The organism is Vibrio sp. Vb339 (genome assembly GCF_902751245.1).
GTDB lineage: Bacteria > Pseudomonadota > Gammaproteobacteria > Enterobacterales > Vibrionaceae > Vibrio > Vibrio coralliirubri.
Window position 1 is genome coordinate 564,963 of sequence record NZ_CADDIS010000001.1, and the last position, 24,030, is coordinate 588,992.

At 44.4% G+C, this 24,030-nt stretch carries 22 protein-coding genes; 10 read left to right on the plus strand and 12 right to left on the minus strand.

Annotated features, from left to right (window positions below):
* Nucleotides 1-33: 33 nt before the first annotated feature.
* The 4 genes from HRQ85_RS02575 to HRQ85_RS02590 all read right to left on the minus strand — a co-directional run bounded on the left by HRQ85_RS02575 (nucleotide 34) and on the right by HRQ85_RS02590 (nucleotide 3,837).
* Nucleotides 34-696 (minus strand): hypothetical protein, encoded by a 663-nt coding sequence (locus HRQ85_RS02575; RefSeq protein WP_102434231.1) that lies wholly within the window; start codon nucleotides 694-696, stop codon nucleotides 34-36.
* 122 nt (nucleotides 697-818) lie between these two features.
* Nucleotides 819-1,463, minus strand: coding sequence for a helix-turn-helix transcriptional regulator (locus HRQ85_RS02580; protein WP_108093054.1), 645 nt, complete (start codon nucleotides 1,461-1,463; stop codon nucleotides 819-821).
* A gap of 33 nt (nucleotides 1,464-1,496) precedes the next feature.
* The gene (locus HRQ85_RS02585; protein ID WP_172378599.1) at nucleotides 1,497-2,255 is read right to left on the minus strand and encodes a helix-turn-helix transcriptional regulator; all 759 of its coding nucleotides are present in this window, start codon (nucleotides 2,253-2,255) and stop codon (nucleotides 1,497-1,499) included.
* A 391-nt stretch (nucleotides 2,256-2,646) separates the two neighbouring features.
* Entirely contained in the window at nucleotides 2,647-3,837 is a 1,191-nt protein-coding gene (locus tag HRQ85_RS02590) for an MFS transporter (protein WP_172378600.1), read from the minus strand.
* A 281-nt stretch (nucleotides 3,838-4,118) separates the two neighbouring features.
* On the opposite strand from HRQ85_RS02590, the gene HRQ85_RS02595 reads away from it, so the two are divergent.
* The 3 genes from HRQ85_RS02595 to HRQ85_RS02605 all read left to right on the plus strand — a co-directional run bounded on the left by HRQ85_RS02595 (nucleotide 4,119) and on the right by HRQ85_RS02605 (nucleotide 8,007).
* Complete coding sequence (locus HRQ85_RS02595) at nucleotides 4,119-5,000, plus strand: LysR family transcriptional regulator (protein ID WP_172378601.1); 882 nt, start codon at nucleotides 4,119-4,121, stop codon at nucleotides 4,998-5,000.
* Nucleotides 5,001-5,283: 283 nt separating this feature from the next.
* A complete protein-coding gene (locus tag HRQ85_RS02600; protein ID WP_253918822.1) occupies nucleotides 5,284-6,492 on the plus strand; it encodes an anaerobic sulfatase maturase in 1,209 nt (402 codons plus the stop codon).
* A gap of 30 nt (nucleotides 6,493-6,522) precedes the next feature.
* Complete coding sequence (locus tag HRQ85_RS02605; protein WP_172378603.1) at nucleotides 6,523-8,007, plus strand: sulfatase family protein; 1,485 nt, start codon at nucleotides 6,523-6,525, stop codon at nucleotides 8,005-8,007.
* Between the two features lie 103 nt (nucleotides 8,008-8,110).
* Here the strand turns inward: HRQ85_RS02605 and HRQ85_RS02610 are convergent, their stop codons facing one another.
* The 5 genes from HRQ85_RS02610 to HRQ85_RS02630 all read right to left on the minus strand — a co-directional run bounded on the left by HRQ85_RS02610 (nucleotide 8,111) and on the right by HRQ85_RS02630 (nucleotide 11,669).
* Nucleotides 8,111-8,785, minus strand: coding sequence for a Crp/Fnr family transcriptional regulator (locus HRQ85_RS02610; protein WP_172378604.1), 675 nt, complete (start codon nucleotides 8,783-8,785; stop codon nucleotides 8,111-8,113).
* A 145-nt stretch (nucleotides 8,786-8,930) separates the two neighbouring features.
* A complete protein-coding gene (locus tag HRQ85_RS02615) occupies nucleotides 8,931-9,221 on the minus strand; it encodes a putative quinol monooxygenase (RefSeq protein WP_017062386.1) in 291 nt (96 codons plus the stop codon).
* 206 nt (nucleotides 9,222-9,427) lie between these two features.
* The gene (locus tag HRQ85_RS02620; RefSeq protein ID WP_172378605.1) at nucleotides 9,428-9,925 is read right to left on the minus strand and encodes a hypothetical protein; all 498 of its coding nucleotides are present in this window, start codon (nucleotides 9,923-9,925) and stop codon (nucleotides 9,428-9,430) included.
* Between the two features lie 223 nt (nucleotides 9,926-10,148).
* A complete protein-coding gene (locus tag HRQ85_RS02625; RefSeq protein WP_012600111.1) occupies nucleotides 10,149-10,940 on the minus strand; it encodes an oxalate:formate antiporter in 792 nt (263 codons plus the stop codon).
* A 162-nt stretch (nucleotides 10,941-11,102) separates the two neighbouring features.
* Nucleotides 11,103-11,669, minus strand: a complete 567-nt coding sequence (locus tag HRQ85_RS02630; protein ID WP_172378606.1) for a dihydrofolate reductase family protein — start codon at nucleotides 11,667-11,669, stop codon at nucleotides 11,103-11,105.
* A gap of 60 nt (nucleotides 11,670-11,729) precedes the next feature.
* Here HRQ85_RS02630 and HRQ85_RS02635 point away from each other — a divergent pair, with 60 nt between their 5' ends.
* Both HRQ85_RS02635 and HRQ85_RS02640 read left to right on the plus strand, forming a co-directional pair.
* On the plus strand, nucleotides 11,730-12,293 hold the full coding sequence (locus tag HRQ85_RS02635) for a TetR/AcrR family transcriptional regulator (RefSeq protein WP_172378607.1): 564 nt from the start codon (nucleotides 11,730-11,732) through the stop codon (nucleotides 12,291-12,293).
* Between the two features lie 160 nt (nucleotides 12,294-12,453).
* Nucleotides 12,454-13,986 carry a phospholipase D family protein gene (locus HRQ85_RS02640; RefSeq protein ID WP_172378608.1) on the plus strand — a complete coding sequence of 511 codons (1,533 nt, stop codon included), beginning with the start codon at nucleotides 12,454-12,456 and terminating at the stop codon, nucleotides 13,984-13,986.
* Nucleotides 13,987-14,149: 163 nt separating this feature from the next.
* Here the strand turns inward: HRQ85_RS02640 and nfsA are convergent, their stop codons facing one another.
* The 3 genes from nfsA to HRQ85_RS02655 form a co-directional block, all read right to left on the minus strand.
* Entirely contained in the window at nucleotides 14,150-14,872 is a 723-nt protein-coding gene (gene nfsA / locus HRQ85_RS02645; protein ID WP_172378609.1) for an oxygen-insensitive NADPH nitroreductase, read from the minus strand.
* 235 nt (nucleotides 14,873-15,107) lie between these two features.
* Nucleotides 15,108-16,220: an OmpP1/FadL family transporter gene (locus HRQ85_RS02650; RefSeq protein WP_172378610.1), complete on the minus strand. Its 1,113-nt coding sequence runs from the start codon at nucleotides 16,218-16,220 to the stop codon at nucleotides 15,108-15,110.
* Nucleotides 16,221-16,351: 131 nt separating this feature from the next.
* Nucleotides 16,352-17,752, minus strand: coding sequence for a DUF1254 domain-containing protein (locus tag HRQ85_RS02655; RefSeq protein WP_172378611.1), 1,401 nt, complete (start codon nucleotides 17,750-17,752; stop codon nucleotides 16,352-16,354).
* A gap of 242 nt (nucleotides 17,753-17,994) precedes the next feature.
* Here HRQ85_RS02655 and HRQ85_RS02660 point away from each other — a divergent pair, with 242 nt between their 5' ends.
* The 5 genes from HRQ85_RS02660 (at nucleotide 17,995) to HRQ85_RS02680 (ending at nucleotide 23,978) form a co-directional block, all read left to right on the plus strand.
* The gene (locus tag HRQ85_RS02660; RefSeq protein WP_172378612.1) at nucleotides 17,995-19,146 is read left to right on the plus strand and encodes an anaerobic sulfatase maturase; all 1,152 of its coding nucleotides are present in this window, start codon (nucleotides 17,995-17,997) and stop codon (nucleotides 19,144-19,146) included.
* A 17-nt stretch (nucleotides 19,147-19,163) separates the two neighbouring features.
* On the plus strand, nucleotides 19,164-20,060 hold the full coding sequence (locus HRQ85_RS02665; protein ID WP_172378613.1) for a LysR family transcriptional regulator: 897 nt from the start codon (nucleotides 19,164-19,166) through the stop codon (nucleotides 20,058-20,060).
* 185 nt (nucleotides 20,061-20,245) lie between these two features.
* Nucleotides 20,246-21,784 carry a sulfatase-like hydrolase/transferase gene (locus HRQ85_RS02670; protein WP_172378614.1) on the plus strand — a complete coding sequence of 513 codons (1,539 nt, stop codon included), beginning with the start codon at nucleotides 20,246-20,248 and terminating at the stop codon, nucleotides 21,782-21,784.
* Between the two features lie 61 nt (nucleotides 21,785-21,845).
* Complete coding sequence (locus tag HRQ85_RS02675; RefSeq protein ID WP_048609900.1) at nucleotides 21,846-22,523, plus strand: hypothetical protein; 678 nt, start codon at nucleotides 21,846-21,848, stop codon at nucleotides 22,521-22,523.
* A gap of 12 nt (nucleotides 22,524-22,535) precedes the next feature.
* Nucleotides 22,536-23,978, plus strand: a complete 1,443-nt coding sequence (locus tag HRQ85_RS02680; protein ID WP_172378615.1) for a DUF1254 domain-containing protein — start codon at nucleotides 22,536-22,538, stop codon at nucleotides 23,976-23,978.
* The last annotated feature ends 52 nt before the right edge of the window (nucleotides 23,979-24,030 follow it).

The following is a 24,030-nucleotide window of genomic DNA, read 5'->3' on the forward strand; positions in this document are numbered from 1 at the left end:
AAGAGCCCACTTTAGTGGGCTCGAATTTATGAACTAAAATCCGCAAAATGCGTGACAAGTTTTTGCTTGGAGTTTCACATACACAGTTGAGCGATAGTTACCTGCTCTTGCTAAAGCTGCACCTTCTGTTGTGATAGAAAGAGGAATTTCAGCAATTTTGTTTTCTTGATGTTTACCGCTCCATTTGACTTTGAAGTTGCCTGTTGTATGACCAAACAGGCCATCACTTGCGTTGCTCGTATCGAAAACATCGGTTTGATTTGCTTGTAATGTGTAATCGATGCGTTCTTTACCAATGGCCATGCCAAAACGAGTCATTTTGAATGGTGTTGCGGTCATATCGACATCCATTGATTTTCCGTAGTTACACCACGCGCGAAGTTTAGCTACAGGTTTACTAGTTAGACCTAGAATTGTGTTTTTACTGTCATCGAGCATACCTGTTAAACGGATATCGCCATTTACTGAGTTTGCTTGCCCTTCTGCCTGTAAGTTGAGCACACAACGTTGTGGGATAGTGCCTTCCATACGAATATGTGCACCATCGCTGTTACTTGCGTTAGCAAACAGAGCATCATTACTGTATTGAAACCCAACCTCCTGGAAGCTTACTGGAGATGCGCTATTTGATGCTGCAAAACCATTTACACTAAACATCACTCCTGCTACCGCTACTGCTATCATTAACTTTTTCATAATTATTCCCTCATTACCTGTGTTATTACTGACAACAACTAGATAATAATTTGTCGTTGAGATATATGCCTCGCAAAGGTGGGTGATATATCTAATAAACAAGTATGAAAAGAGTGCTAATTTTAAACAGTTAATTCATGTGCTTTTGCAAATAATTCATACCGCGAGTGAACATCTAACTTAGACATCACGTTGTAAGCGTGAGTCTTTACAGTATTTATGCTCACATTAGTGTCTCTTGCTATTTGAATGTTCGAAAATCCTTGTAACATTAACTCAAAAACGCGCCTTTCTTTTTTCGTCAAAGAAAATTTACTCGTAACTTTTTCTGTTATAGATATCGGTGTTTTTTGTGTGTCATTAATGCATAAATCAATAATGAAACTTTCCATCACATGACGTGGGAACCATAATTCACCATCTTGAATAGACTTAATGGCTTTAGGCAGAAATTCAAAGTGATTGGTTTCAATTTGACCAAAGAATCCAAGCTGTAAATAGTCATAACAACTTGAACTAGTAATGTTGATCGCAATCCATTTGTCCTTCCTATTTACGATAGATAAACCACATTTGTTTGGCATGGGGATGGTTTGCCTATCGTAAATGACGATGCCTCTATAACTAACATTAAGTTCAGAAAACGATTCAAGAACTTGAAACTGACTCAATGGGAATGCAAATTTCAAAATGTCTTGTATAACCCTAGATAAAACGACATCTCTAGTAATTAAACATATATATGGAGATGGAAGGTGGTGTGACATAAGTACCCTACCTTGTTGCGTTTTTCGACGGAATTATGTGTAAACTAAGCGCGCTGATTTATTCATCAACCACTGGCCTTGTCCAAAGCGTGATATCAGCTGATTTTGATTTTTACATTGAGTTTTGTGAAGAATGCTTTTGATTTGGGTTCTGACTGTTTCTTTGGATACATTGCGTATTTTCGCTACTTCTGAACCAGTTAACCCTTTGATTATTAGTTCTAAAACAACAAGCTCCGATTTTGTAAGAATCGGGGGCAGGGTTGTGGTTGTAGGTTCGGCGTAGCGGTTCCAATGCAACAACATTGTATGGTGAGCTATCCAAGAATTTGCCCAAGCGATAGTGATGTCACAGATGAGCTCAAGTTGGCGGAATTCTTCTGGATTCAGTGCATTTATGCTGTGGAGAACAATGACTATCTCATAATTGTAAGAGAGTTCATCAGTGATTGAATAGTGATTTAGAGCATGGGTAATGATCGACAGCTCTTGATGATCAAAGATTCGATTTTCAATTATGGTGTCCTGGCTATGGAATAATTGACCTTTCTTATCCATTGAGAGTAAAGATAGGTAAGAGTCAAGCTTCTCTGTGACTCGCTTTGAAATAGAGATTCTATCATTAACACTTTTTATATACTTGAAAACAGGTTTTTTGTTTTTTGACATGATAACTAAAGTGGCATGTTCAATCCCAATTTCTATGAGCCCATCTTTAATTTCCTCTTCTAATTCAGAAGGGGATTTATTAAACCCATGATCTAATGGAATTGTGTTTTCTGATATCTGCATCTCTCATTCCTTAAGCTTGCATCAAGCGGATATTTTCATATTGTCTTATGTTTTCCACTATCTTATCTAGATATTAGTCACCAATTGATGTCTTTATCATCACCCAATTGGGTGAAAACTAAATAATATGGCTTTGATTTCGTAAGGTATTATTGTTAATTAATTAGTATTGATCTAAATCAAAGTTAATGAGTAAATTATTAAAAAACAAATTAAATAACTAATTGATATTAAAAAAATACATTTGATAGTATCCATACTAATTATTTCTGAAGCAATGTTGATTCGCTTATATCAGGTATTAGCGGTGAACTTATCAGTAAGGTGATTTTCAATAAAGAAAAATGGCGAATAGATAGTCTATTCGCCATTTTATTTATTGAGTGACCAACTAGATGTTTTGGATAGGAGAGCCTACTTGTTGACCTCTCTTATCTAACGCACCACTGAATCGAGTCAGAACAAGAGCAATCAAAACGATCACAGCACCTACCCAAGGGGTGTTCATTAATCCAGATTTTGCGACAATCAAACCACCGCCCCATGAGCCTAATGCAATACCGACGTTGAAGGCTGCAATGTTCAATCCAGAAGCGACATCGACGGCGTCTGGTGTGTATTTCTCAGCCAGTTTAACAACATACACTTGTAGCCCTGGAACGTTACCGAATGCGAATGCACCCCAAACCAAAATGGTGGCAACAGCTGCGTAAGGGTTTACTGCGGTAAAGTTGAATACCACCAGTACTGCGGCTAAACCAGAGAAGATAACGGTCAGTGCTTTAATTGGGCCCATCTTGTCGGCCATTTTACCGCCCCAGATGTTACCGACCGCTACTGACACACCGTAGACTAACATGATTAAGCTGATTGAGCTCGAATCAAACCCTGATACGTTTTCCAGTATTGGAGCAAGGAACGTAAACGCTGTGAATGTGCCGCCATAACCTAGTGCTGTGATAGCGTAAACCAACAGTAAGCGTGGTTGAGTTAGAACCTTTAGCTGTGCCGAAATCTTCGCCGCTGGTGGTTGCTTAAGGTTGCTTGGAACCAAGATAGCGCTACCGATAAGAGCAATAAGACCAAGCAGAGTCACGATCAAGAAGGTTGCTTGCCAGCCAAAGGTTTGGCCGATATAAGTGCCCAGTGGTACGCCGGTCACCAATGCAACCGTTAAACCCGTAAACATGATCGCAATGGCACTGGCTGCTTTATCTTTTGAAACCAAACCTGTCGCGATGGTCGACCCAATCGAGAAGAACACACCATGGGCAAGGCCAGTCAAAATTCGTGCGGCGATCAGCGTGTTATAGCCTGGAGCTTGCCACGCCAATAAGTTACCAATGACAAACAATGCCATCACGGCCAGCAACACCGATTTACGATTCCATTTGCCGGTTAATGCCGTTAATACTGGTGCGCCAATAGCAACGCCAAGCGCGTATAAACTGACTAATAAACCTGCTGATGGCAGAGATACATTCAAGTCGCTCGCCATGGTAGGAATCAAGCCTACGATGACAAATTCTGTGGTTCCGATGGCAAAGGCGCTGAGCGTCAATGCGAGTAATGCTAGTGGCATAATCATCTCTCTTACTGTTCTTTGTTAAATACCGAGCGCGATAAAATGGGGCAGCTTGTGACTGCAATAGGAGCGCTTCGTTTGATGGCGAGGATTATCTAGCAAAATATATTTGTGAAAAATGCCGTCATTAACAAATAACCTTTGTGTTATTTGCAATAATTGGAGAGTTAGCCGATCATTGGATTAAGCTGATGAGATCGAAAAGACACAGATGATTAGAGCTGTGATGAGCACAAGCGAGATGACATTAAACAAAATGAAGATAGCGAAGGAGCCTCATGTTAACCCGTTCAGATGATTTAGAAATAGTACTCACCGTCGTCGATGCTGGTGGTTTTTCTGCGGCGGCAGAGGCGCTGGACGTGCAAGTCGCCAAGGTGTCTCGCTCGGTGAGTAAGGTTGAGTCGCAACTCGGCGTCTCAATATTCAACCGAACAACGAGACGCGTGGAATTGACGGAAGAAGGACGGCAGTTTGTCGATTCAGTCAGGTTGGGGTTACAGATGATCCAGAGCGCGGAAGAAGAAATCGTGTCGCGCGGAGAGTTGCCAAAAGGTCGTTTAAGAGTCGATGCCGCCAGTCCATTCGTATTCCATCAGCTAGTGCCTTTGGTGCAGTCATTCAAAGAGGCTTATCCAGACATTGAGTTGGAACTCACTTCCAACGAAGGCTTCGTTGATCTTCTGGAAAAGAGAACTGATGTTGCGATTCGAATCGGTAAGTTGTCCGACTCAACACTGCACGCGCGCCCGTTAGGCAAAAGTTTACTCCATATTGTGGCGTCACCTGATTATCTCGCTAAGCGTGGGCTACCCACCAAACCTGAAGATTTGAGTTCACATCAAATTGTGGGTTTTTCAGGGAACAAAGTGCTTAACCATTGGCCTTTACCAAACCAAAGTGATGTCGCGCCTACCGTGACAGCCAGTAATGGTGAAACCGTGCGTCAACTGGCATTAGCTGGAAATGGGATAGCTTGTTTATCGGGGTTTATGGTGCAGGAAGATATGGCAGCAGGGCGTCTAATCCCTATTCTGGAACAAGACAAACTTGCCAACACAGACCGAGAGCGAGTGAATGCGGTTTACTACAAGTCGTCATCGGTCTCTAAACGTATCTCGGCGTTTATTGACTTTATTCAGCCCCGTTTGAGCTTGTAGGGAAGCATGAAGCACTCTTTAGTAGCACACAGCCAAATCGTTATTTGAATCGTTTGAGAACGGGTATTCGTATCAATGTTTGGAGAGCACATATTGTTGTATTGATATTCGATCAGTGGATGTGATCTCAATAGCGTTTACTGACTTTCACTGATTAAAACCACCGCTTTTCGGACATTTGTCCTATTGACGAAGCTTATCAGTTTTTAGCATGCCCATATCGAAATTGAGTAGGTAATCGAAGATGGGTATAGATACTTTTTCACCTCAAGGCTGTCATGTTATGGCAAAGCCTTCGGGTTCTAAATGCAACATTGATTGCAGCTACTGTTTTTATCTTGAAAAAGAAAAACTCTATCCTGAATCTGCCAGTTCACCGACCTCTTGGAAGATGGATGACGCCACGTTGGAGCGTTATGTTATCCAACATATTGAAGCGCAATCGTCCAATGAGGTGACTTTTGCTTGGCAAGGTGGCGAACCGACGTTGTTAGGGTTGGCTTTCTTCGAAAAAGCGATGGCTCTGCAAGCTAAATACGGCTTAGGTAAAACCATCACCAATACTCTGCAAACCAACGGTTTACTGCTTGATGAATCGTGGTGTCGGTTCTTCAAAGATCATCAATTTTTAATTGGCATTTCGATTGATGGCCCACAACATCTGCATGATGCCTATCGTAAAACACGCTCAGGGAAACCTACTCACCACAAAGTTGAAGCGGCGATTAATCTGCTCAAATCCTTTGGTGTTGAGTTTAATACACTAACCGTTATCAGTGATGTGAATGCCAAATCTCCGTTAGAGGTGTATCACTACCTTAAGGGGATCGGAAGTGCGCACATGCAGTTCATTCCGTTGGTGGAACGTGAAGCGCAGCAGCAAACGGAAGATGGCTTAACCCTGTTACATCCTGGGCGGTCGGAAGCGGTAGCTCTTTGTGATTGGAGCGTGGGTTCAGAACATTACGGCTTGTTTATGGCTGCAATTTTTAGAGAGTGGGTACGGCAAGATGTCGGAAAGGTGTGGGTACAGCTATTTGAGAATACCTTTGCAATGACATGTGGCCAGCCAGCACAATTATGTGTGTTTTCCGAAACGTGTGGCAGTGCCTTTGCGATGGAAAACAATGGCGATATTTACGCCTGTGACCATTATGTCTTTCCAGAATTTAAGCTTGGGAATATCCATACCACTACCATCAAAGAGATAAACGAAAGCCGCGCGAACCAAGAATTTGGTCAAGATAAAAAGCAATCACTTTCTCAAGATTGTTTGCGTTGTGAATATCGTGCGGTGTGCAATGGCGGCTGCCCTAAACATCGTTTTTCTTTCTCCTCTTCGGGTAAGCCTGATCAAAACTACCTTTGTCATGGCTATAAAACGTTTTTCTCGTATTCAGCGCCTTACATTGATCTTATGAAGAAGCTCTATCAAGCCGGGCATCCTCCTGCTGCCATCATGCAAATCATCAAAAACAAAGAATCCCAATAACTCATCCCCTGAATATTCATGGAGTCGAACATGAAAAAATTTCCGCTTAGTGCGGTTTCAAAAGCGTTCGCGCTTGCGGCAATGACCTGCTCAGGCAGTGTTATCGCTGAAGAAGTCAAACAACCCCAACAACCGAATATTGTGGTCATTATGGCCGACGATCTTGGTGATTGGGCCACGAGCCATCATAACCAATATGTTGAAACCCCGAATCTAGAATATCTTTCTGAGACAGGTGTTCGCTTCGAAAATGGTATGACACCAGCACCGGTGAGCTCCGCCGCTCGCGCTTCTTTTCATACCGGTAAAATGCCCTCTCAGCATGGTGTGTATGACTTCTTAGCTGAAGACCCTAAGTACGATGCTGATTGGTTGGATGGCGAAAAACTGTTGTCTGAGCGCTTGCAAGAGGAAGGGTATCGCACTGCATTAATTGGTAAATGGCACGCCACGACTGATAGTAAAGATCCGATTCGCGGTTTTGATCGTTGGTTGAGTTACGACGCGTTAGAAGCGGGTTGGAAAAACCAATACCTCCATTCTGGAACTGTGTTGTTTTCTCGTGATGGCGAAAACGAAGAGCACACAGGTATTCAAGCTCAGTTCTTAACTAAAGAGACGATCAAGTTCATTGATGAGCCAAGTGATAAGCCTTTCTTTGTTAGCCTTAACTATGTTGAGCCGCATTTCCCCTTTGAAGGTTTACCAGAACGATTGGTAGAGAAATACCGCGATATTGCCCATAAAGTGGTGTCTTACGGTGGGAATTCAGTACTCGAACACATGAGTGCTTATACCTTGGTGCCGTCTGATCATGAAGAGAAGCTGGCGCAGTATCTGGCTGCAGTGACTTTACTGGATGAACAAGTCGGCCAGTTGATCGATGGTTTAGAGGGACGTGGTTTGATGGATAATACCGTGATCGCTTTTGTTTCTGATCATGGCTTGTTGATGGGGCAATATGGCTTATACGGTAAGATCAACGCCAGCTTCCCATACAATTTCTATGAAGAGACGATTCGCGTGCCTTTCATCATCAAAGGCCCTGAAGGCATGGTGCGTCAGAAACAAGTGCGTGGTGAGTTTGTTGATATCTTAGATCTGCATACCACCATCATGGAGCTCGCCAGCAAAGGTAAAGGTTATGATACGAGCTATGGCCCAGGCAAGTCTTTGTTACCTATGATGAAGGGTGAGCGCGTTCGTGATTGGCGTCAGTACCAATTCTCAGAGCGTGGCAATGCACGAATGATCACTAACGGTCATTGGAAGTTGGTGCGTTACTACAATAAGAAAAATGAGCCGATCGATCATTGGTATGATTTGAGTAACCCTATGGGGGAGGCGTATATCGCAGAGCCACCACGTCAAGCGGTTCAAGATACGATGACAAAAGCGCTGGATGAGTTTTTTGCTCAATACTCCAGTGATGAATATTCTGGCTTGAACATGTGGAAGATGGCTTACCCTAACTTCACCACTGAGGACATAATTAAACATGAACTCTGGAACTAACCCATAGTTCGTTCAAGCTAGTGACTATTGATAGTCGAAATAACGGTGGCCTATGTGCCACCGTTTTTGTTTGTGGAAACCGCTGAAACGAGTGTGAGTGGCGTTATTGCTTTTCGGACTCTTTCAAACGAGTCGCTTCGAGTTTTTCTAGGTTGATGATTCGAATACTTTTTCTTGTAACGGAAATCGCGCCGCTGTCATTCAATTGCTTTAAAATTCGATTGTAAACGCGCAGGCTTGTGCCTAGTCGTTCACACTCTAAGCTTTTGTTTACGATGTAATCTTTGTCTGGATTCATACTGTGAAACTGCAACAAATCATCAATTACACAATAGGTGATTGAGTGGAGAATATTACGCGACATTCTCTCGACCGATAAATACCATTTGGAGGTGAGGTGTTTAAAAGTATGTGCTGCCAAGGTAGGGGTTTGACAGATGAGCTCGGCAAACATCGCTCCATTCATAATGAATCCTTCACAATCAGATTCTGCTTTCACTGAGTAGAAGCAGGGTTTCCCTGAAAACAACTCCATAAGCCCAAGAAAACCATTGTGGTTGAATGTCCCTACCTGATATCGACGACCGTAACGTGAACTGCGAGACAACGAAATAGCTCCCCCAGTAATGAAGATGATGTCGTTTATCTCTTGCCCCTGTTGAAATATAGGATCGCTTTTCTTAATTGTATGCTTACGAAAGGACAAGGCTTCTCCGTTTTCAGATAAGAAGTCGAGGATATGTGATGTATAGTAAATATCATCTTCAGTGATCAGCATAAAGTGATTAGCTCGGAGCCTATTTTCAGAGGGGATAAGAGACCATTGTATAAGAAAAACGGTAAAACAAAAGTAACTAAAAAGCCCCACAGTAAAGACTGTAGGGCTGGATACTTGGAGGCTCGTAGCTAGCTTTTATTCACACTTAAGCGATCTTAGTCATCTCGTTAAGTGTAAATGACGTAACACTACCTTCGGTTGCTGCCATGTATTCAGCAAGGTGGGTATTACCCATGTGTGTTTGCCAAAGTTCACGTGATGTCCAGTTTTCGTAGAAAGTGAAATGTGCTGGGTTTTCATTGTCTTGGTGAAGGTCGTAGTTGATACAGCCTTCTTCAGCGCGAGTAATATCAATCAGTTTTAGCAGCTCTGCTTTAACCAATTCAATTTTGTCTTCGTTAGCGACGATGTTTGCGACGATAGTTAGCTGAGTCATGTTCGTACCTATATTATTTTTCACCGAAATGGTGATTTGTCTGTGTATACAGCGCCACTCTTTGTCCATTGAGCTGCAGTCTGTGTCGATGGATAAATAATAGTAGGAATATTTGAAACGATAAACAGTGCTACATTTGAATTATTTTCAAAAAATAATTGATAATAGCTTGGGTATTATGTGCTACTCGGCGTAGGTGAGGAGTGTTAGAACCCTCCCGCCCAAGAATCAAAGTCATCAATGTTGTCGAGTTCTTGTTGGCTTCGTGGGGCTGGGTAATATGGTAGAGCGAGTCTTACAACAGAAGGAAGCAGTTCCCATTCTGGCGTCATCTTCAGGCGTTTTAACTCATCGTTAAGGCGTACATACATGTAGTAGCCATCACTGTGGGTATTGGCGTAGCTGGCAACGGTCGCTACATCTCCAGAAGGTAATTTTACGTCTCGACCGAGTGGATAGAGTTGGTGCAATGCGAAACTCACTTTGGGATCTTCAAGTTTGCCTTGCTTAAAGCGTTCTAATCCGATGGCGGTTGAAGTGGTGCGCGGCTTCCACCCTGTGAGGAACAATCCACTCAAGTTATCTTGGAACGGCTTACCCTTTCGATTGCCTTCATTGGTAATGAATTGAACCGTCAGCGTGTCTCCAGATTCTTGCAGAATTTCTAAAAACTGTTCACCAGTGCGATCGACCAAAAGCTTCATAATATCCAGCTACCATCAAGAATGAGAGACGATAAAGGGTACTACTTTAGGTCGGCTTTTAATAGGAAAGGCGTTAGTGCAGAGAGATGAATAAGAAGGATTTGAAAGCCAGTGAGAGGGAGCTTTTGATGCGCAAAAATGAAAACGCCGATAGCTTTCATACTTTCGGCGTTTAAGGTGTATTAGCAATTGAGCCAGACTGATTGCTGCATTTTTAGTCGCGTTAGCTCAATTCGTCTTGTACGTATTGAAGGCAAAACGACTGAGCATGTTCATCTACAGATACTTGCTCGTTGCTTCTTAATTCTAGGTAGAGCTTTACCGCTTGGTTTAAAGCGGGAATCAACGCATCACGTTCTGGCATTGAAACGGTTTTAGCGAGTTCTTGTGCAAATTCTGGCAAGCGTGCTTCAATTTTTCTCACGCCAGAGGGCGTTAAACCCGCCTGCTTTAGTGCCAGTGGAGACAATACGTTTTGACGCAGGAATGATAAGAATTCAATGGTCTCAAAGTATTCGCCACGAGCAATTTTTGTTGCAGCGTAGTGAGTCCAGATCCAGAAACGGTCTTCAATCCATTGCGGGTTTGGCTGAGGGTAATCTGGTTCTGCTGTACAGAATACGTCGGTTAATAAGCTGTCTCGCTCCCACAACACGTGGTTGTTATCGACTCGTGCTGCTGCGTCTGGCAGAGAGACGAATTTGAAATCGACGTGCACTGGCTCAGGACCGAATATCGACACAATTAAACGTGGTTCACCTACGTGTTCGCCCGTGAAGGCGGCGACTTTACCACCGATCTGGTCAAGGATGCCGAATCGTTCTTGCATCACGCTGTTGTAGTCGGCTGGGTTTACCGCGATGACAAAATCTAAGTCGCTGTATTTATCCATAGAATCAGAACCAAAAGAACCACTTGCGGCAATACCACAGATTCGAGGGTCTTGAGACAGGACATCAATCACTTTGATAAGAAGTGCTTTGTGAGGTGCTGGAAGAGTACTTGGGAAGTTCATATTTTACCTATCTTAAAAAGTTAGAACTGCATTACAGTTAGTGCGGTAAAATCAACGCAGCATTATAGAGTGTCAATGTCGGCTTATATTGTCAATAGAATATAAGCCGAATAAGTTTAGAGAACATTAGAAGCTATTATCTGACTGTGTAGCTAAGGCTTTCTAGCGCTTACGTAAGTAATGAGTTTGCACTATCTCATCAAGGTACGTCGTGACGTCTTTCAATGTAAAATCGACGGGAGATACTAAGTCACCAAATAACGGAGACCCACCACCAAGTAAGACTGGAATGGTCGAGATGATCAGCTCATCAATCAGGTCTTCTTTCATGAAGTTTTGAATGGTGATGCCGCCATCAATATACAAGTTCTTTAGGCCTTTGTTATTCAAATCCGCGACAATCTTTTTAAGCTCGCCCTTCATCAGAAATACTTTACCTTCAAGGTCTTGAGGTACTTCACTTAAAGTGTTGCTCAGTACATAGACTGGCTTGCTGTAAGGCCAATCGATACCAAAGCTCAACACCATATCCATTGTATTTCGTCCCATGACCAGTGCATCGATACGATCGGTGTGGGCGTTGTAACCCATGTCGTCACCGTCTGGATTTGGATTCGCTTGCAGCCAATCTAAGCCGCCTTGCTTGTCTGCAATGTAACCGTCAAGGCTGGTTGCGATGAATACAATATTTGACATTTTTAACTCCGATATCGATGAGAAACTTGGCATCTACACAGTAATAAATTAAAATATTCTACAGTGTAGAAATAAAGTTTAAAAGGTGACGGTATGACTGTCAAGGATCAGAAACGAGGTCGACCAAAGAGTGGGTCAAGCCAACTCAGCGCCGAGAGAATTCTCACTATTGCTAAAAGCATGATGCGAGAGAGTGGCAAAGTGCCAAGTATTCGAGGGCTCGCGACGGAACTCGGGGTCGATGCGATGGCTATATACTATTACTTCAAAAACAAAAACGATCTGCTTGAGGCAATCACAGTTTCTTTGATTGAAGAAGTGGCACAGCCAGAGCTGAATCAAGACTGGCAAGATAACCTATATCGGCTCAGTGTGAGTTACTTGTCGATGCTCAACGAATATAGAGGCTTGTTAGAGACCTTATTGACCATGAAATCCCTCGGGCCAATGGAAGTATTTAGTGAACGCTTTGAAGCGGTGTTGAGCCCGTTAGCGTTAACCGATGAGCAAACCAAAAACGCGTTGGATTTGCTGGTGGATTATTTACACGGCTACGCTTTGGCGTTGAACTGCAACCCAGACCGAACTGAACTCACCATTGAAATGGTCGAAAAGCCGCTGAGTTTATACTGTTTGGCACTCACTCAACTTAAGTGATCTGTAGGCAATTTACTGACCTTTAAATTTATACTGGATAATTACCTATAAATTTCAGGCTTTAGCAGTAATAATCAATGAATAGATCGGAATAGCTTGTTCATTGAAAAGCTGTCCGGAAAGTTTCTAAAGACGCCATCGTGAAAAGGAAGTCAGATACATGCCTGTGCTCCAACGCATCAGTTTAACGTTAATCTTAATCGCCGTTTTAGGTGGGTGTTCTTCACTTCCTGAAGGCATCGATCATCCAACAGAACCGCCAACCTCTCCTGCACCTAGTTCTTTATCGGTTCTAACCAATGAATTTCAGCCTGAAGCTTTAGATCAAGGCACTACTGCGGTTCGTCTGCAAGAGTCTGGTTGGGATGCTTTGGCACAGCGATTAGCACTGGTCGAAAGTGCCGAGCACACCATCGACATTCAATACTACATCTGGAACTCTGACGAATCGGGCAGTTACTTAGCCAGTCGTTTGTTAGCCGCGGCCGAGCGCGGTGTGAAGGTTCGTGTAATGCTGGATGATATCAACCTCAACGAACGTGAAGGTTTGCTGTCGGCACTGGATGCGCACCCGAACGTCGAGATTCGTATCTTCAATCCAACACCAACACGCCGTGGCTTCAGTAAATGGCTGAGCTTTGTCGGTGACTTTTCTCGCTTAAATCGCCGTATGCACAATAAATCGTTTACCGTCGATGGCACTTTGTCTGTGGTTGGCGGCCGTAATATCGGTGATGAATATTTTGACCTTTCTGATGAAATCAATTTCCGAGACCGCGATGTATTAGTCATGGGCTCGGTAGTTAACACCATCCAAACCAGTTTTGTTGAATACTGGAACAGCCGTTGGTCTTACCCTGTCGATATGCTGGGTGATGACGAGCAACCTGATCTCTCAAAGATAGATAATATTGTCGTTCCGCATTATCAAAATTACCCTGAATTACCATTAGATCGTAAGGCTGCGGATAGCTTACTGAAAGAGGTGATTGGTGAGATGACATGGGTGAATGCGCGCTTTGTTTACGATCAGCCCGTCCCTGATGACTCAGATAATACCGATGAACCGAAAGCAACCGCGATCCTTCTTGGAAAACTGGCGAGCGAATCGAAACAAGAGATCTTGCTGGAATCCGCTTACCTTGTATTCGATGATGGTCAGCTTGAAGAGTGGCAGGTATTGAACAACAAGGGCGTTGAGATAAAAGCGCTAACGAACTCTATGGCGTCTAATGATCTGGTGACTAATCACTCCGCTTATGCGGGCAGACGTTACGACATGTTGGAGCATGGCATCGACCTGTTTGAGCTAAAACCAGAATCCAAGCTGTGTGAAGCATCGACTCAAGACGTGTCTAAATGTGCACCTGAGACGGCCTATGGCTTGCACGCAAAATCAGTCGTATTCGACCGCAGCATCGCGAGCATCGGTTCATTTAACTTCAACTTGCGTTCTACCTACCTCAATACTGAATCGGTTTTGATCATCGAGAATAAAGAGATTGCTGAAACGTTAGCAAAAACTATTGAGCAAGCAATGAGTGACGACAATAGCTGGCGTTTGGAACTGGAAGACGGTGATGTGTATTGGTATTCAGGCGATCAAAGCTGGGACAGCGAACCAGAAACGGGTAAGTGGGAACGCATGCAATCAGGTTTCCTACAGTTGTTACCGATTGAGAAATATCTGTAAGCTAGCCGCCTCCGGATAAATAAAAATGTCAGCGTATATTACGCTGACATTTTTGTTTGTACTGTTGTTTGCTGTGGTTTGTTGCAAGCTCTTAACGGCTTAACGGCTTAACGGCTTAACGGCTTAACGGCTTAACGGCTTAACGGCTTAACGGCTTAACGGCTTAACGCTTGGTCAGCTGCTTGCTGTTTAAGTAAGGCAGGATATGCGGGCGAGATTCGCCAGACAGTTTTTGCGTGATCTGCTGGGACCAGCTACTCTGCTTTTGGTTGCTTGAACGGCTTGCGTAGTAGCTCTGCATTGAATCATCGTAGCTGGCAATTTCATCTAGGCTCAGCGGTTGGTATTGGTTTTCGTGCATCACCACGTGAGCTGGAAGGCGAGGCTTCACCTCTGGTTGCTGTGCCGGGTGACCTAAGCACATTCCGAACAATACGGCGGTGTGTTGTGGCAGTTCTAGCAGTTCATCGACTTGTTGTGCGCTGTTACGTAACCCGCCAATGTATACGCCACCTAAACCTAGAGACTCAGCAGCCAGCATGCAGTTTTGCGCCATGATGCCCGAATCGACCGCGCCAATCAGGGTCAGTTCAGTAAAGTCGGTTTTCACTTCAGGGTTGATTTGAGCGTGGCGTTGATAGTCGATACAGAACACTAAAAACTCAGCCGCATTCTCAACGTAAGCTTGGTTGCCTGCGTATTCAGCTAGCAACTTGCGCTTCTCTTTGTCTGTCACTCTCACGATAGAAACAGCCTGCAGTAAGCTCGATGATGAAGCCGCGAGGCCAGCCTGAATAATCACATCAAGTTGTGCTTTTTCAATCGGTTGATTTGTATATTGACGAATGGAGCGGTGCCCCAGAATAGTTTTAATCGTGCTGTTCATAACTCTCAGACAGTCCTTGTGATGATGACGTAGAGAATCACAATAACGACAATTACCATGAGCGTAAAGGGCGTTAGAGCCTTTCTGGTTGGCGGAATGATATTCATGAATTTAAAAGGATTGCTGTCACAGCCAATCCTTTTTTCGTACCGTTTCCTGCTAGAAGTTAGAAGTTAGAAGTTAGAAGTTAGAAGTTAGAAGTTAGAAGCTAGAATGGAACGCTTAAGAGTTCGCTTTAATGGCGAAGAGACAAAGTGATGAAGTGAACTCTGTTGGTCGAATAGCTGCCAGAAGGCTGAAATAGTCCTGAGTCAGCATTAATTTCACCATGGCCTAAATCTTGGTATTGGTAGCTCAACCCAAGATGTAAGTCATTGGATATCTTCTTCTCAGCACCGAATCCGATACGCCACTGTTTATCGAGCGGGAGTAACACATCTCTGTTTTGACTACTTACAGGGCTCGTGTCACCGCTCAGCCCGCTGTACAGCAACCAATCCTCATATGCATATTCCACACCAATCCCAAGAGAGTAGGTGGTTGAGTATTTGTCATCATAATCTTGCCATGTCTCCATGTTGGAGCTGAGTAGAAGGTTTAAGTCTTCATTTAATGAATGTTTCAACCCTAAGTTTAAGCTTCGAACCCACGTCAGTTCAGAGCTAATTCCAAAAACGTTGGCGTTATCTAGGGAAAGGTCGTGATCAAATTGGCCCTGATAACTGACACCCAATTGTGTGTTGTCACTGATGTGGTGATTGAGACTCAGGCCGAACCCTAGATCAAGGCTATCTCCTTGAAGTTCGCGACCGTTCAAAGCTTGAGTCTCAAGCGCTGCGTGCTGCAATATTAAAGAACCACCAAGAGACAGTTGTTCATTGACCTGATATGACAATGACGACGTTAAGTTGAGTGCCGAAATGCTGTTTTCTTTGATCAATAAAGCGGGGTGTGCGCCAACGCCGTGTGAGTATTCGACGCCAGTACCGCCTGCCGCGTGCAATGCTGCGCCAACGACCCATTGGTCATTGAGTCTTGATGCGTAAGACAGGTGAGGGAGAACATCGGCGCTGCTTCCTGTGGTCGAAGCCGAGTTATCGTCACGGACAAAAGTGGTTTCAACATCGAGGTATTGAACGCCGAGAATCCAAGCGCTTTCTTCAATAGCCGATAACCCCGCAGCATTGGTGATCACAGCGGATGCATCGTTCGCGGTGACGTTCCCTGTGCCTGCCGTGCCGACGCTTTTGGTTGTCGCAATCTGAGATAGATTTAACCCTCCCGCGTGAGCGAGAGAGCTGACTATCCCTGTAACTAACAGAGACAGTGTGATGAAAGGTGTTTTCAAGAATAGAACCTTATTTTCAGTGTATGAGTTATGTTGCTAGCAGTTTGAGTCATGTATTTAGGGATAAAACGAATTGCCACGAGCGAACATTAAGAACGCCGTGGCAATTGACTTGATCGACCTAATTGGGGTTAGAGTTTTTCAACTTGTGGCAGTGGGTATTCATTGTCGAGAACGGCTTGAGTTGGCTCATACAGGCGCATGTGAAGATAGAAGTCATCTTGAGGGGCTGGCAGCCAGTTACACGTTGGATCGGACGGTTTTACGTATTGAATGCATATTGGCAAGGTGCCGTCTTCTGCGTATTTCAGCTCATCTTTACGATTGGTTGAGATGGAGTAACGTTGAATGAAGTTCTCAACCATGAACAGGTTTTTAGCGTCGTACATGGTCAAAGACCAAAAGGCGTCAGCGGGTGCATCGGCAGGCATGGTCATTCGATATTGATTGTCTCCCGACAGCTGCTCGCCATTCGAGTCCGTGTATCTGTTTGGGTAGAGTGCTCGCTCTGGCACATTCAAACCAGCCGCACGTATATTGATGCTCGCTCGGCTCAGATAATCATTTCCGTAACGGCCACCCTCGTACATCATCGACCAGCCATTATTGACATCACCGATGCTTCGACCTGCGTATTGAATGATCTGTTGTGAAGACTCAATCGCGCGCATTAGCCCTTTTTTCTGTGCTGAAGTTAGTGATTCAGGGTTAAAGGGGGTCGATCCTCCAATACCAATTTGCTGGAATTGATCAACGATGGCAGCATCTTCTGGAATCGGGTTTTTACGTAGTTCACGGTCAATTAGCGAATACCACTCTAACCCTTCAGGCCTCGCCATGGGTGGGATGCGACCTGTCGAAGCTTTAAGTTCTACGATGTCATGCTCTGCGCCAAGCTGATCAAGTGGGTAGCTGAGGAATTTATCGTGAGTAACCAACGCGTCATTGAGGTCTTGCTCGCCAAACACGCCCGTTCGTTGAATTAACCAAACCATAGGAGTGCGAGACTCTACGACACGATCAATCCCCTCTGGCACTTCGCCAGCCCATCCTTTGTTGACCAAAAGCACTTTTGAACCTTGGTCGCCGACATTCTTCACGTGCAGATCTTCAATCGAATCTGAGTAAGCATCCAATAACTGAACAATGTAGTAACGGTTGTCGGTGCGAGGAATATCAATCACCATTGGGCCCGATAAATCCAGATCGTAGTGAGCTTGTGAGTAGAGCGTATCGTTGTTGACGGTAGGCACAATTCTATCCTGAGGCCCGGATAGAACGCGTGTTTTACCCATCTCATTCAATGGTGCCATGGCATTGTCCATCGGCGCATCAACAGATGTGGTCGTTTGCCTAACCGCTGCCACGGTTAATGGGCCTGTACCATAGATAAATGCTTGAACACCGAGGTTGTAAGCGAGCTCTTCTTCAGGATTAATAGATTGTTGGGCAAGGGATGGCATCGCGATAATACTGGACAAAGAACACACTAAACTGGTCAGTACACTTTTCTTATAGAGGAGCTTTCTCATGGAACACCTTAGATCGTAGGAACAGAATTCGGCATTTATCATATGAGCAAGTGAGATTAAGGAGTGTAATAGCCGATATTAAGGATGTTAATAGTCTAATTTCACCCCTCAAGTATTTGTTTTAATTAACATTGTTTTAGGGTGGTGAAGCGACTCTACGACGTGTGCAGGTAGGGTGCTTGGGGCGCTATTGTTTGATTGATTTTCGGTTGATATGTTGGCAAAAAAGTACGGGAATCGATATGAACACATCTACTTATCCTTTTAGCTTATTCATTAAAGCAGAAGGAGCTCAGTGCAATCTGGATTGTAGCTACTGCTATTATCTCAATAGACAAGATGTTGATAAAAGATCTTCAATGTCTTTGGACATGATGGAGCAAATTGTCGGTGCTCATATCGACGCGCAGCCAATGAAAGATCAGCAAGTGGACTTTATCTGGCATGGTGGCGAGCCTATGTTAAGAGGGCTCGATTTCTATGAGGCAGCGATGAAATCGCAGGCAAGCAAAGCGACAACCAAGCTAGTCGTGAATACGATGCAGACCAATGGAACCATGATTAATGATCGCTGGGCGAGTTTCTTTGCTAAACACAATTTCATGATGGGCATCAGTATCGATGGGCCCAATATTCTGAATGACATCGCTCGGATCGACAAAAATGGCGAGTCGTCTTTTGAACGCACAATGCGTGGGATGTCTTATCTAAAGAAGCACAATGTTGATTTTAATACGTTAACGGTCGTGAACAATAAAACCTACAAACACGGTAAAACGATCTATCAGTTTTTGGTTGAAAATGGCAGTGGTTACATGCAGTTTCAGCCTTGTATCGATCATGAGTTGGACAGGCGAACAGGGCACGACTGGTCGTTAACGGGGGAGCAATGGGGGCAATTTCTTTGCGACTTGTTTGATGCATGGAGTGCCAATGATGTCGGTAAAGTGTATATCCAGTTTTTTGAAAACTGTTTAATGGTGTTGATGGGCTACCAAAGCCAAATGTGTCATCACAGCGCGACTTGTGGACAGCAATTAATGGTTGAGCATGACGGCAATGTTTACAGTTGTGACCATTATGGGTATCAAGATCATCAATTGGGTACCATGAACAGTGATAAGCTTGCAACTATGGCGAGCTCACCAGAACAAATCGCGTTTGGCACCAACAAATATGATGAGTTAAACAGCACTTGCCGACGTTGTGATTTTGTTGAACTCTGCCAAGGTGGTTGTCCTAAAAACAGAATAGCAACAACCGAAGATGGCAGTCCGATGAATCATTTATGCCAAGGGTATGAGATGTTTTTTCGTCACGCATTACCCAAATTATTGCCTATGGTAGAAGCGATGAAAAAAGGGTATTCGCCAGCGTACTTTCCACTTTTCTAAATCATTTGGAGTAGGGCATGACCAAAGACCTAAACTTACTACGGCTCATTTTGGTGCTTAATGAAACTCGTCAAACGGTGAGTGCAGCCAAAGCCTTGAACGTAAGTCAGCCGACGATCAGTGTCATGCTTCGTAAACTCAGAGAACAATTTGATGATGAGTTGTTTGTTCGAGATAAAGCAAGGCTTGAACCCACCCCAAAATGCTTGAAGCTTATCGAAACCTTGCCCCTGCTATTAGAGCAACTAGACAACCTTTATATACCCAATGATGAGTGGGGCTTGGAAGATTTAAGAGGGGAGGTTCAAATCATGTTGCCTTCCCCGCTGTTGATCCCAGTGGGTGTGCCACTAATCAAAAAGCTGACCAAAGAAGCGCCGCAAGTGACGTTCCAATGCTCACCTTGGTTAGATAACGGCGTCCAGTCTCTAGAGACCAACCGAATGTGTTGGGGAGTGAGCTATCTTCCTATGGACGTCAATAAAACCCTGACTGAACGGCCAGTTGGTTTTGATAAGTTCATGTTGGTGCTAAGAGCTGACCACCCAATTCAAGGCAATTCCCTTGAGGACATTCTGAAATACCCACTCTGTATCAATATGATCCCTGGTTACATTCAGCCGACCAAGACGGAAATGTTGATCAAAAAATACGACTTAGATAAACACATCGGGCTCAGAAGCAACAATATGAATTTGATGCTAGAAGTCGTTAAGGACAGCGACTTCATCTATGTAACATCGTCGAAATGCCGCTATTTGCTTGATCACTCTTATCGTTGTATCGATTTACCGCCGGAACTATTGAAAGATACCTATCGTCGAGAATTGGCACTGTTTACTCATCAAGCAAACCGCAATAATCCGTTCACGGATTGGCTTCAAAAAGAAATCACGTCGATTATTCAATCCTAGCATCACGCTACTATTCCCTTTAAATAACTCCCCTTTCTAACGGCCACTATTAAGAATCGTAATAGTGGCTATCAAGCCATTTTTGGCGTCTTTCTTATACCATTTACCTCAACAATGGTTCGCTGAGACATGCACAATTTTCGTTGTGACTTCAGCGATTTACTCATAGTGAATGAGGGTTATAAATGTATAAGTCTTTTGTTAAATCCGCTCTGGCGCTTTCGGTACTGGCGAGCGTCAATGTACACGCAGCGAGCCAACCCAACGTGGTTGCCATCATGCTCGATGATGTGAGCCCAACGGATCTGTCTGCTTACCACCGTGGTTTAGGCGCGGTGGATACGCCGAACATTGATCGAATTGCCGAACGCGGCATGATGGTCAGCGATTACTACGCACAAGGCAGTTCTACTGCGGGGCGATCTGCCTTTATCACGGGTCAATACCCTTTCCGAACAGGCTTAACGTCTGTCGGTCAGCCGGGCTCTTCACTTGGCCTTCAAAAAGAAGATCCAACCCTAGCCGAAATGTTGAAAGACAAAGGCTATGCGACCGTGCATGTCGGTAAAAGTCACTTAGGCGATAACAATAGTCATCTGCCAACGGTGCACGGCTTTGATGAATTCTTCGGTTTCCTTTACCACCTTAATGTTATGGAGATGCCTGAACAGCCGGAATTCCCAACAGACCCTAACTTTAGAGGTCGCCCTCGCAATGTTCTTCACACTGTTGCTACCGAGAGTGTGGACATGCAAGAAGACCCAAGATTTGGTGTGGTTGGAAAGCAAACGATTGAAGATAAAGGTCCTTTAGGCGCTAAACGCATGCAAACCGTTGATGGCGAATTTTTGGAGTTTGCTACGAACTGGCTTGATAGACATGAAGCAGAGAATGACGAACAGCCTTACTTCATGTGGTACAACCCGACTCGTATGCACCAAAAAACGCACGTGCGCCCGGAGTACCAAGGCGCGAGCCAAATCAACACTTACTACGATGGCTTGATCGAACTTGATGACCAGATCGGTGTGCTGCTCGATAAGCTTGAAGACTTGGGCGAAATCGACAACACCATCATTCTCTTCACATCTGATAACGGCGTAAACCTAGATCATTGGCCTGATTCCGGCTCTGCATCATTCAGAGGACAAAAAGGCACGACATGGGATGGCGGTTTCCGTGTGCCAATGTTGGTCAGCTGGCCAGATAAAATCCCTCAAGGTGAATACACCGATGGCTTCATGACATCTGAAGACTGGGTGCCAACCATTATGGCTGCAGTGGGTGAAGGCGACATTAAGCAAGAGCTGCTTGATGGAAAAGAGTTAAACGGCGAGCGTTACCAAGTCCACTTGGATGGTTATAACCAGCTGGATATGTTGACCAAAGGCGAGCCGAGTCAACGTCATGAGTTCTTCTTCTACAACGAGCAAGATTTGAATGCGTTCCGAGTGGATGATTGGAAAGTGCACCTAAAAACCAAAACGGAGTGGATTGCGCCTCCTGAAGAGTGGCCACTAGGAATGCTCATCAACATCAAGGCTGATCCTTACGAGCGTAGCCCTGATACTCGTGGTTGGTTCTTATGGATGAAAGAGAAGTCTTGGGTATTACCAAAACTGCAAAAATCAGCGGCGGAATATCAGAAGTCACTCAAAGCGTTTCCACCAAGACAGAAAGCCGGTGGTATTGGTATGGCAGACAAATCAGTGGTTGCTGACTAACGCCAAATACGACTAATACAAGGTGTGCTGTAACAAGCGCACCTTACTATCGGACAATAATATGAAGAAACCGTTACGTCTGCTCACGGGCACCTTTTCCACTTTTACACTCTCTATCTTTGCGCTTATCCCCTTTGCATTTAGTGTTTCCGCTCAAGAAGAACCTGCCAGTGACATGGCTGATCCAATGGCTGTTTATACGGGAGGTGAAATTATTGCGGGCAATAAAGGGCTTGGCGCTACCTTCCAGTTTGGCGTGAATCGTGGCGATTGGGGTGTGTTGGGTAAGCTGGAAGGCAAAAACAACTTTGAAAACTATCGAGCACGATTCTTCACACCCAATAAGAAAACGGGCACCGGCTTATTTGTTGATGCTGGACACGACTTCTCCAACGACGATCTAACATCGAACTACGCCTCTATTGGTGTGATGCAAGCATTCAAGTTAAGCGACAAATTTAAACTCTATAGCGCCATAACGTACGGACAAATGTGGGAGGAGAATAATAAGTTTGAGGACACGCAAATCATCAGCAGTATCAACTATCTAAAGTACGATTTTGCTGACCAATTTTATCTTCTACTCGCCCCCCAATACACCTACGGATTGGATGGTGAGAACACTCGAGATTTCTCTGCTGAAATGCAGCTGGGCTACAAGGTCGATAGTGACAACATCATCATTTTTAGTGGTGATACTGACAACAACACTTGGATCACCTTCCGTACTCGTTTTTAGTTAGGACATTAAATGATGAAAAAAAACATACTTGCGGCAGCACTGACTTGTGCTTTCATGGTTGCACTTCCGTCTCCGGTACTCGCAAGCCAATCCGTGGACGCGACGAGCGCATCTGTGGCAACAAAAACAGCAATGGGGATCAAGACGGAAACTCTACCCATTGAGATGGCGAGTTTAGCGTCGCTCAAAAAGGATAATCAGCTATTGGCACAACTTGCCTATGAGTACGCGTACTCGATAGATGAAGCCTACAAATACTTTTACAAAACCGTGGTTGAGCAAGACTACCCTTTGAATCGATTCCAAAATATTCGAATACTTGCTGACGACACTTACACTGCGCACCCGACGATTAACAATGACACGTTACATTTGATGGGTTGGATGGACCTAGCAGCAGAGCCTGTCATCGTTACGATTCCAGACCATGATGACAATCGATACTGGTTGTTCCATACCATGAATATGCAGCACTTTACTGACTCGGCTTTTGGCTCTCCACAACGAGGCACAAAAGGCGGCAGTTTCATGTATGCAGTTGAAGGGTGGAAAGGTGAAGTGCCTGCGAGTGTCGATCAAGTCATCTATGTCGAGCTCCCGCTGGTCAAAATGATGGGTCGAATCATGGACCTTGGCGGTGACGATTCTGCAACTGCTCAAAAGTTAATGGATCAATGGAATATTAGGACGTTGTCGGAATATTTAGGTCAGAAAGGGCCAGATCCTGTTGAACGCGAGTATCCAGACCCTGAAGATTCTAATTGGGTCGAACGAACCAATTTCATTTTGTCTGAAGGAACAATGAAGACGCATGACCAAAAGCTGCTTGAACTGTTCGAGTTCATTGGCTTAGGAGATGTTGAATTAGGCAAAACCAATCATCCATTTACGGCAGAGCAGCTTAGTATGCTCGAGTCTGGTCAAAAAGACGGACTGGAACGAATCATTAATGCGGGCTTTGATGATTCACGTGACGTATTAGGCACTCGCGATGAAATGACCAAGGTTCCAAGCTTTCAACACGCCTACGGCACCTTAATGGGCCAATGGGGGTTGCCTGCAAAACACACTATGTACAGCGGCGACTTCTTTGATAGTGAAGGTGGTGCGCTCGACGGTAGTAAGTATGATTACACGGTGACCTTCGATGCGCCACCGCTAGAAGAGGGTGGTTTTTGGTCATACACGGCCTACAGTGGTGAAACCCGATTGATGGAGAAAAACGACTTAAACCGTCATTCCCGTGGAGACAGAACGCTAACGCCTAATGCTGATGGCAGCTACACCATTTACATGAGTAGCGACGTAAAAGGGCATGAAGATGATCCTAACTTCTTACCTATCCCGGATCACCAATGGTATTCAGTGTTACGCATCTACACGCCCGGTGAAGAGGTAAGAACCGATAAATGGAAATCGACACCGTTCACCAAGGTCAAAAAACCGCGATAAAGTGATGCATTAAATCACCTGATTAAGGTTTTGTTTATTATCGATTAATGCC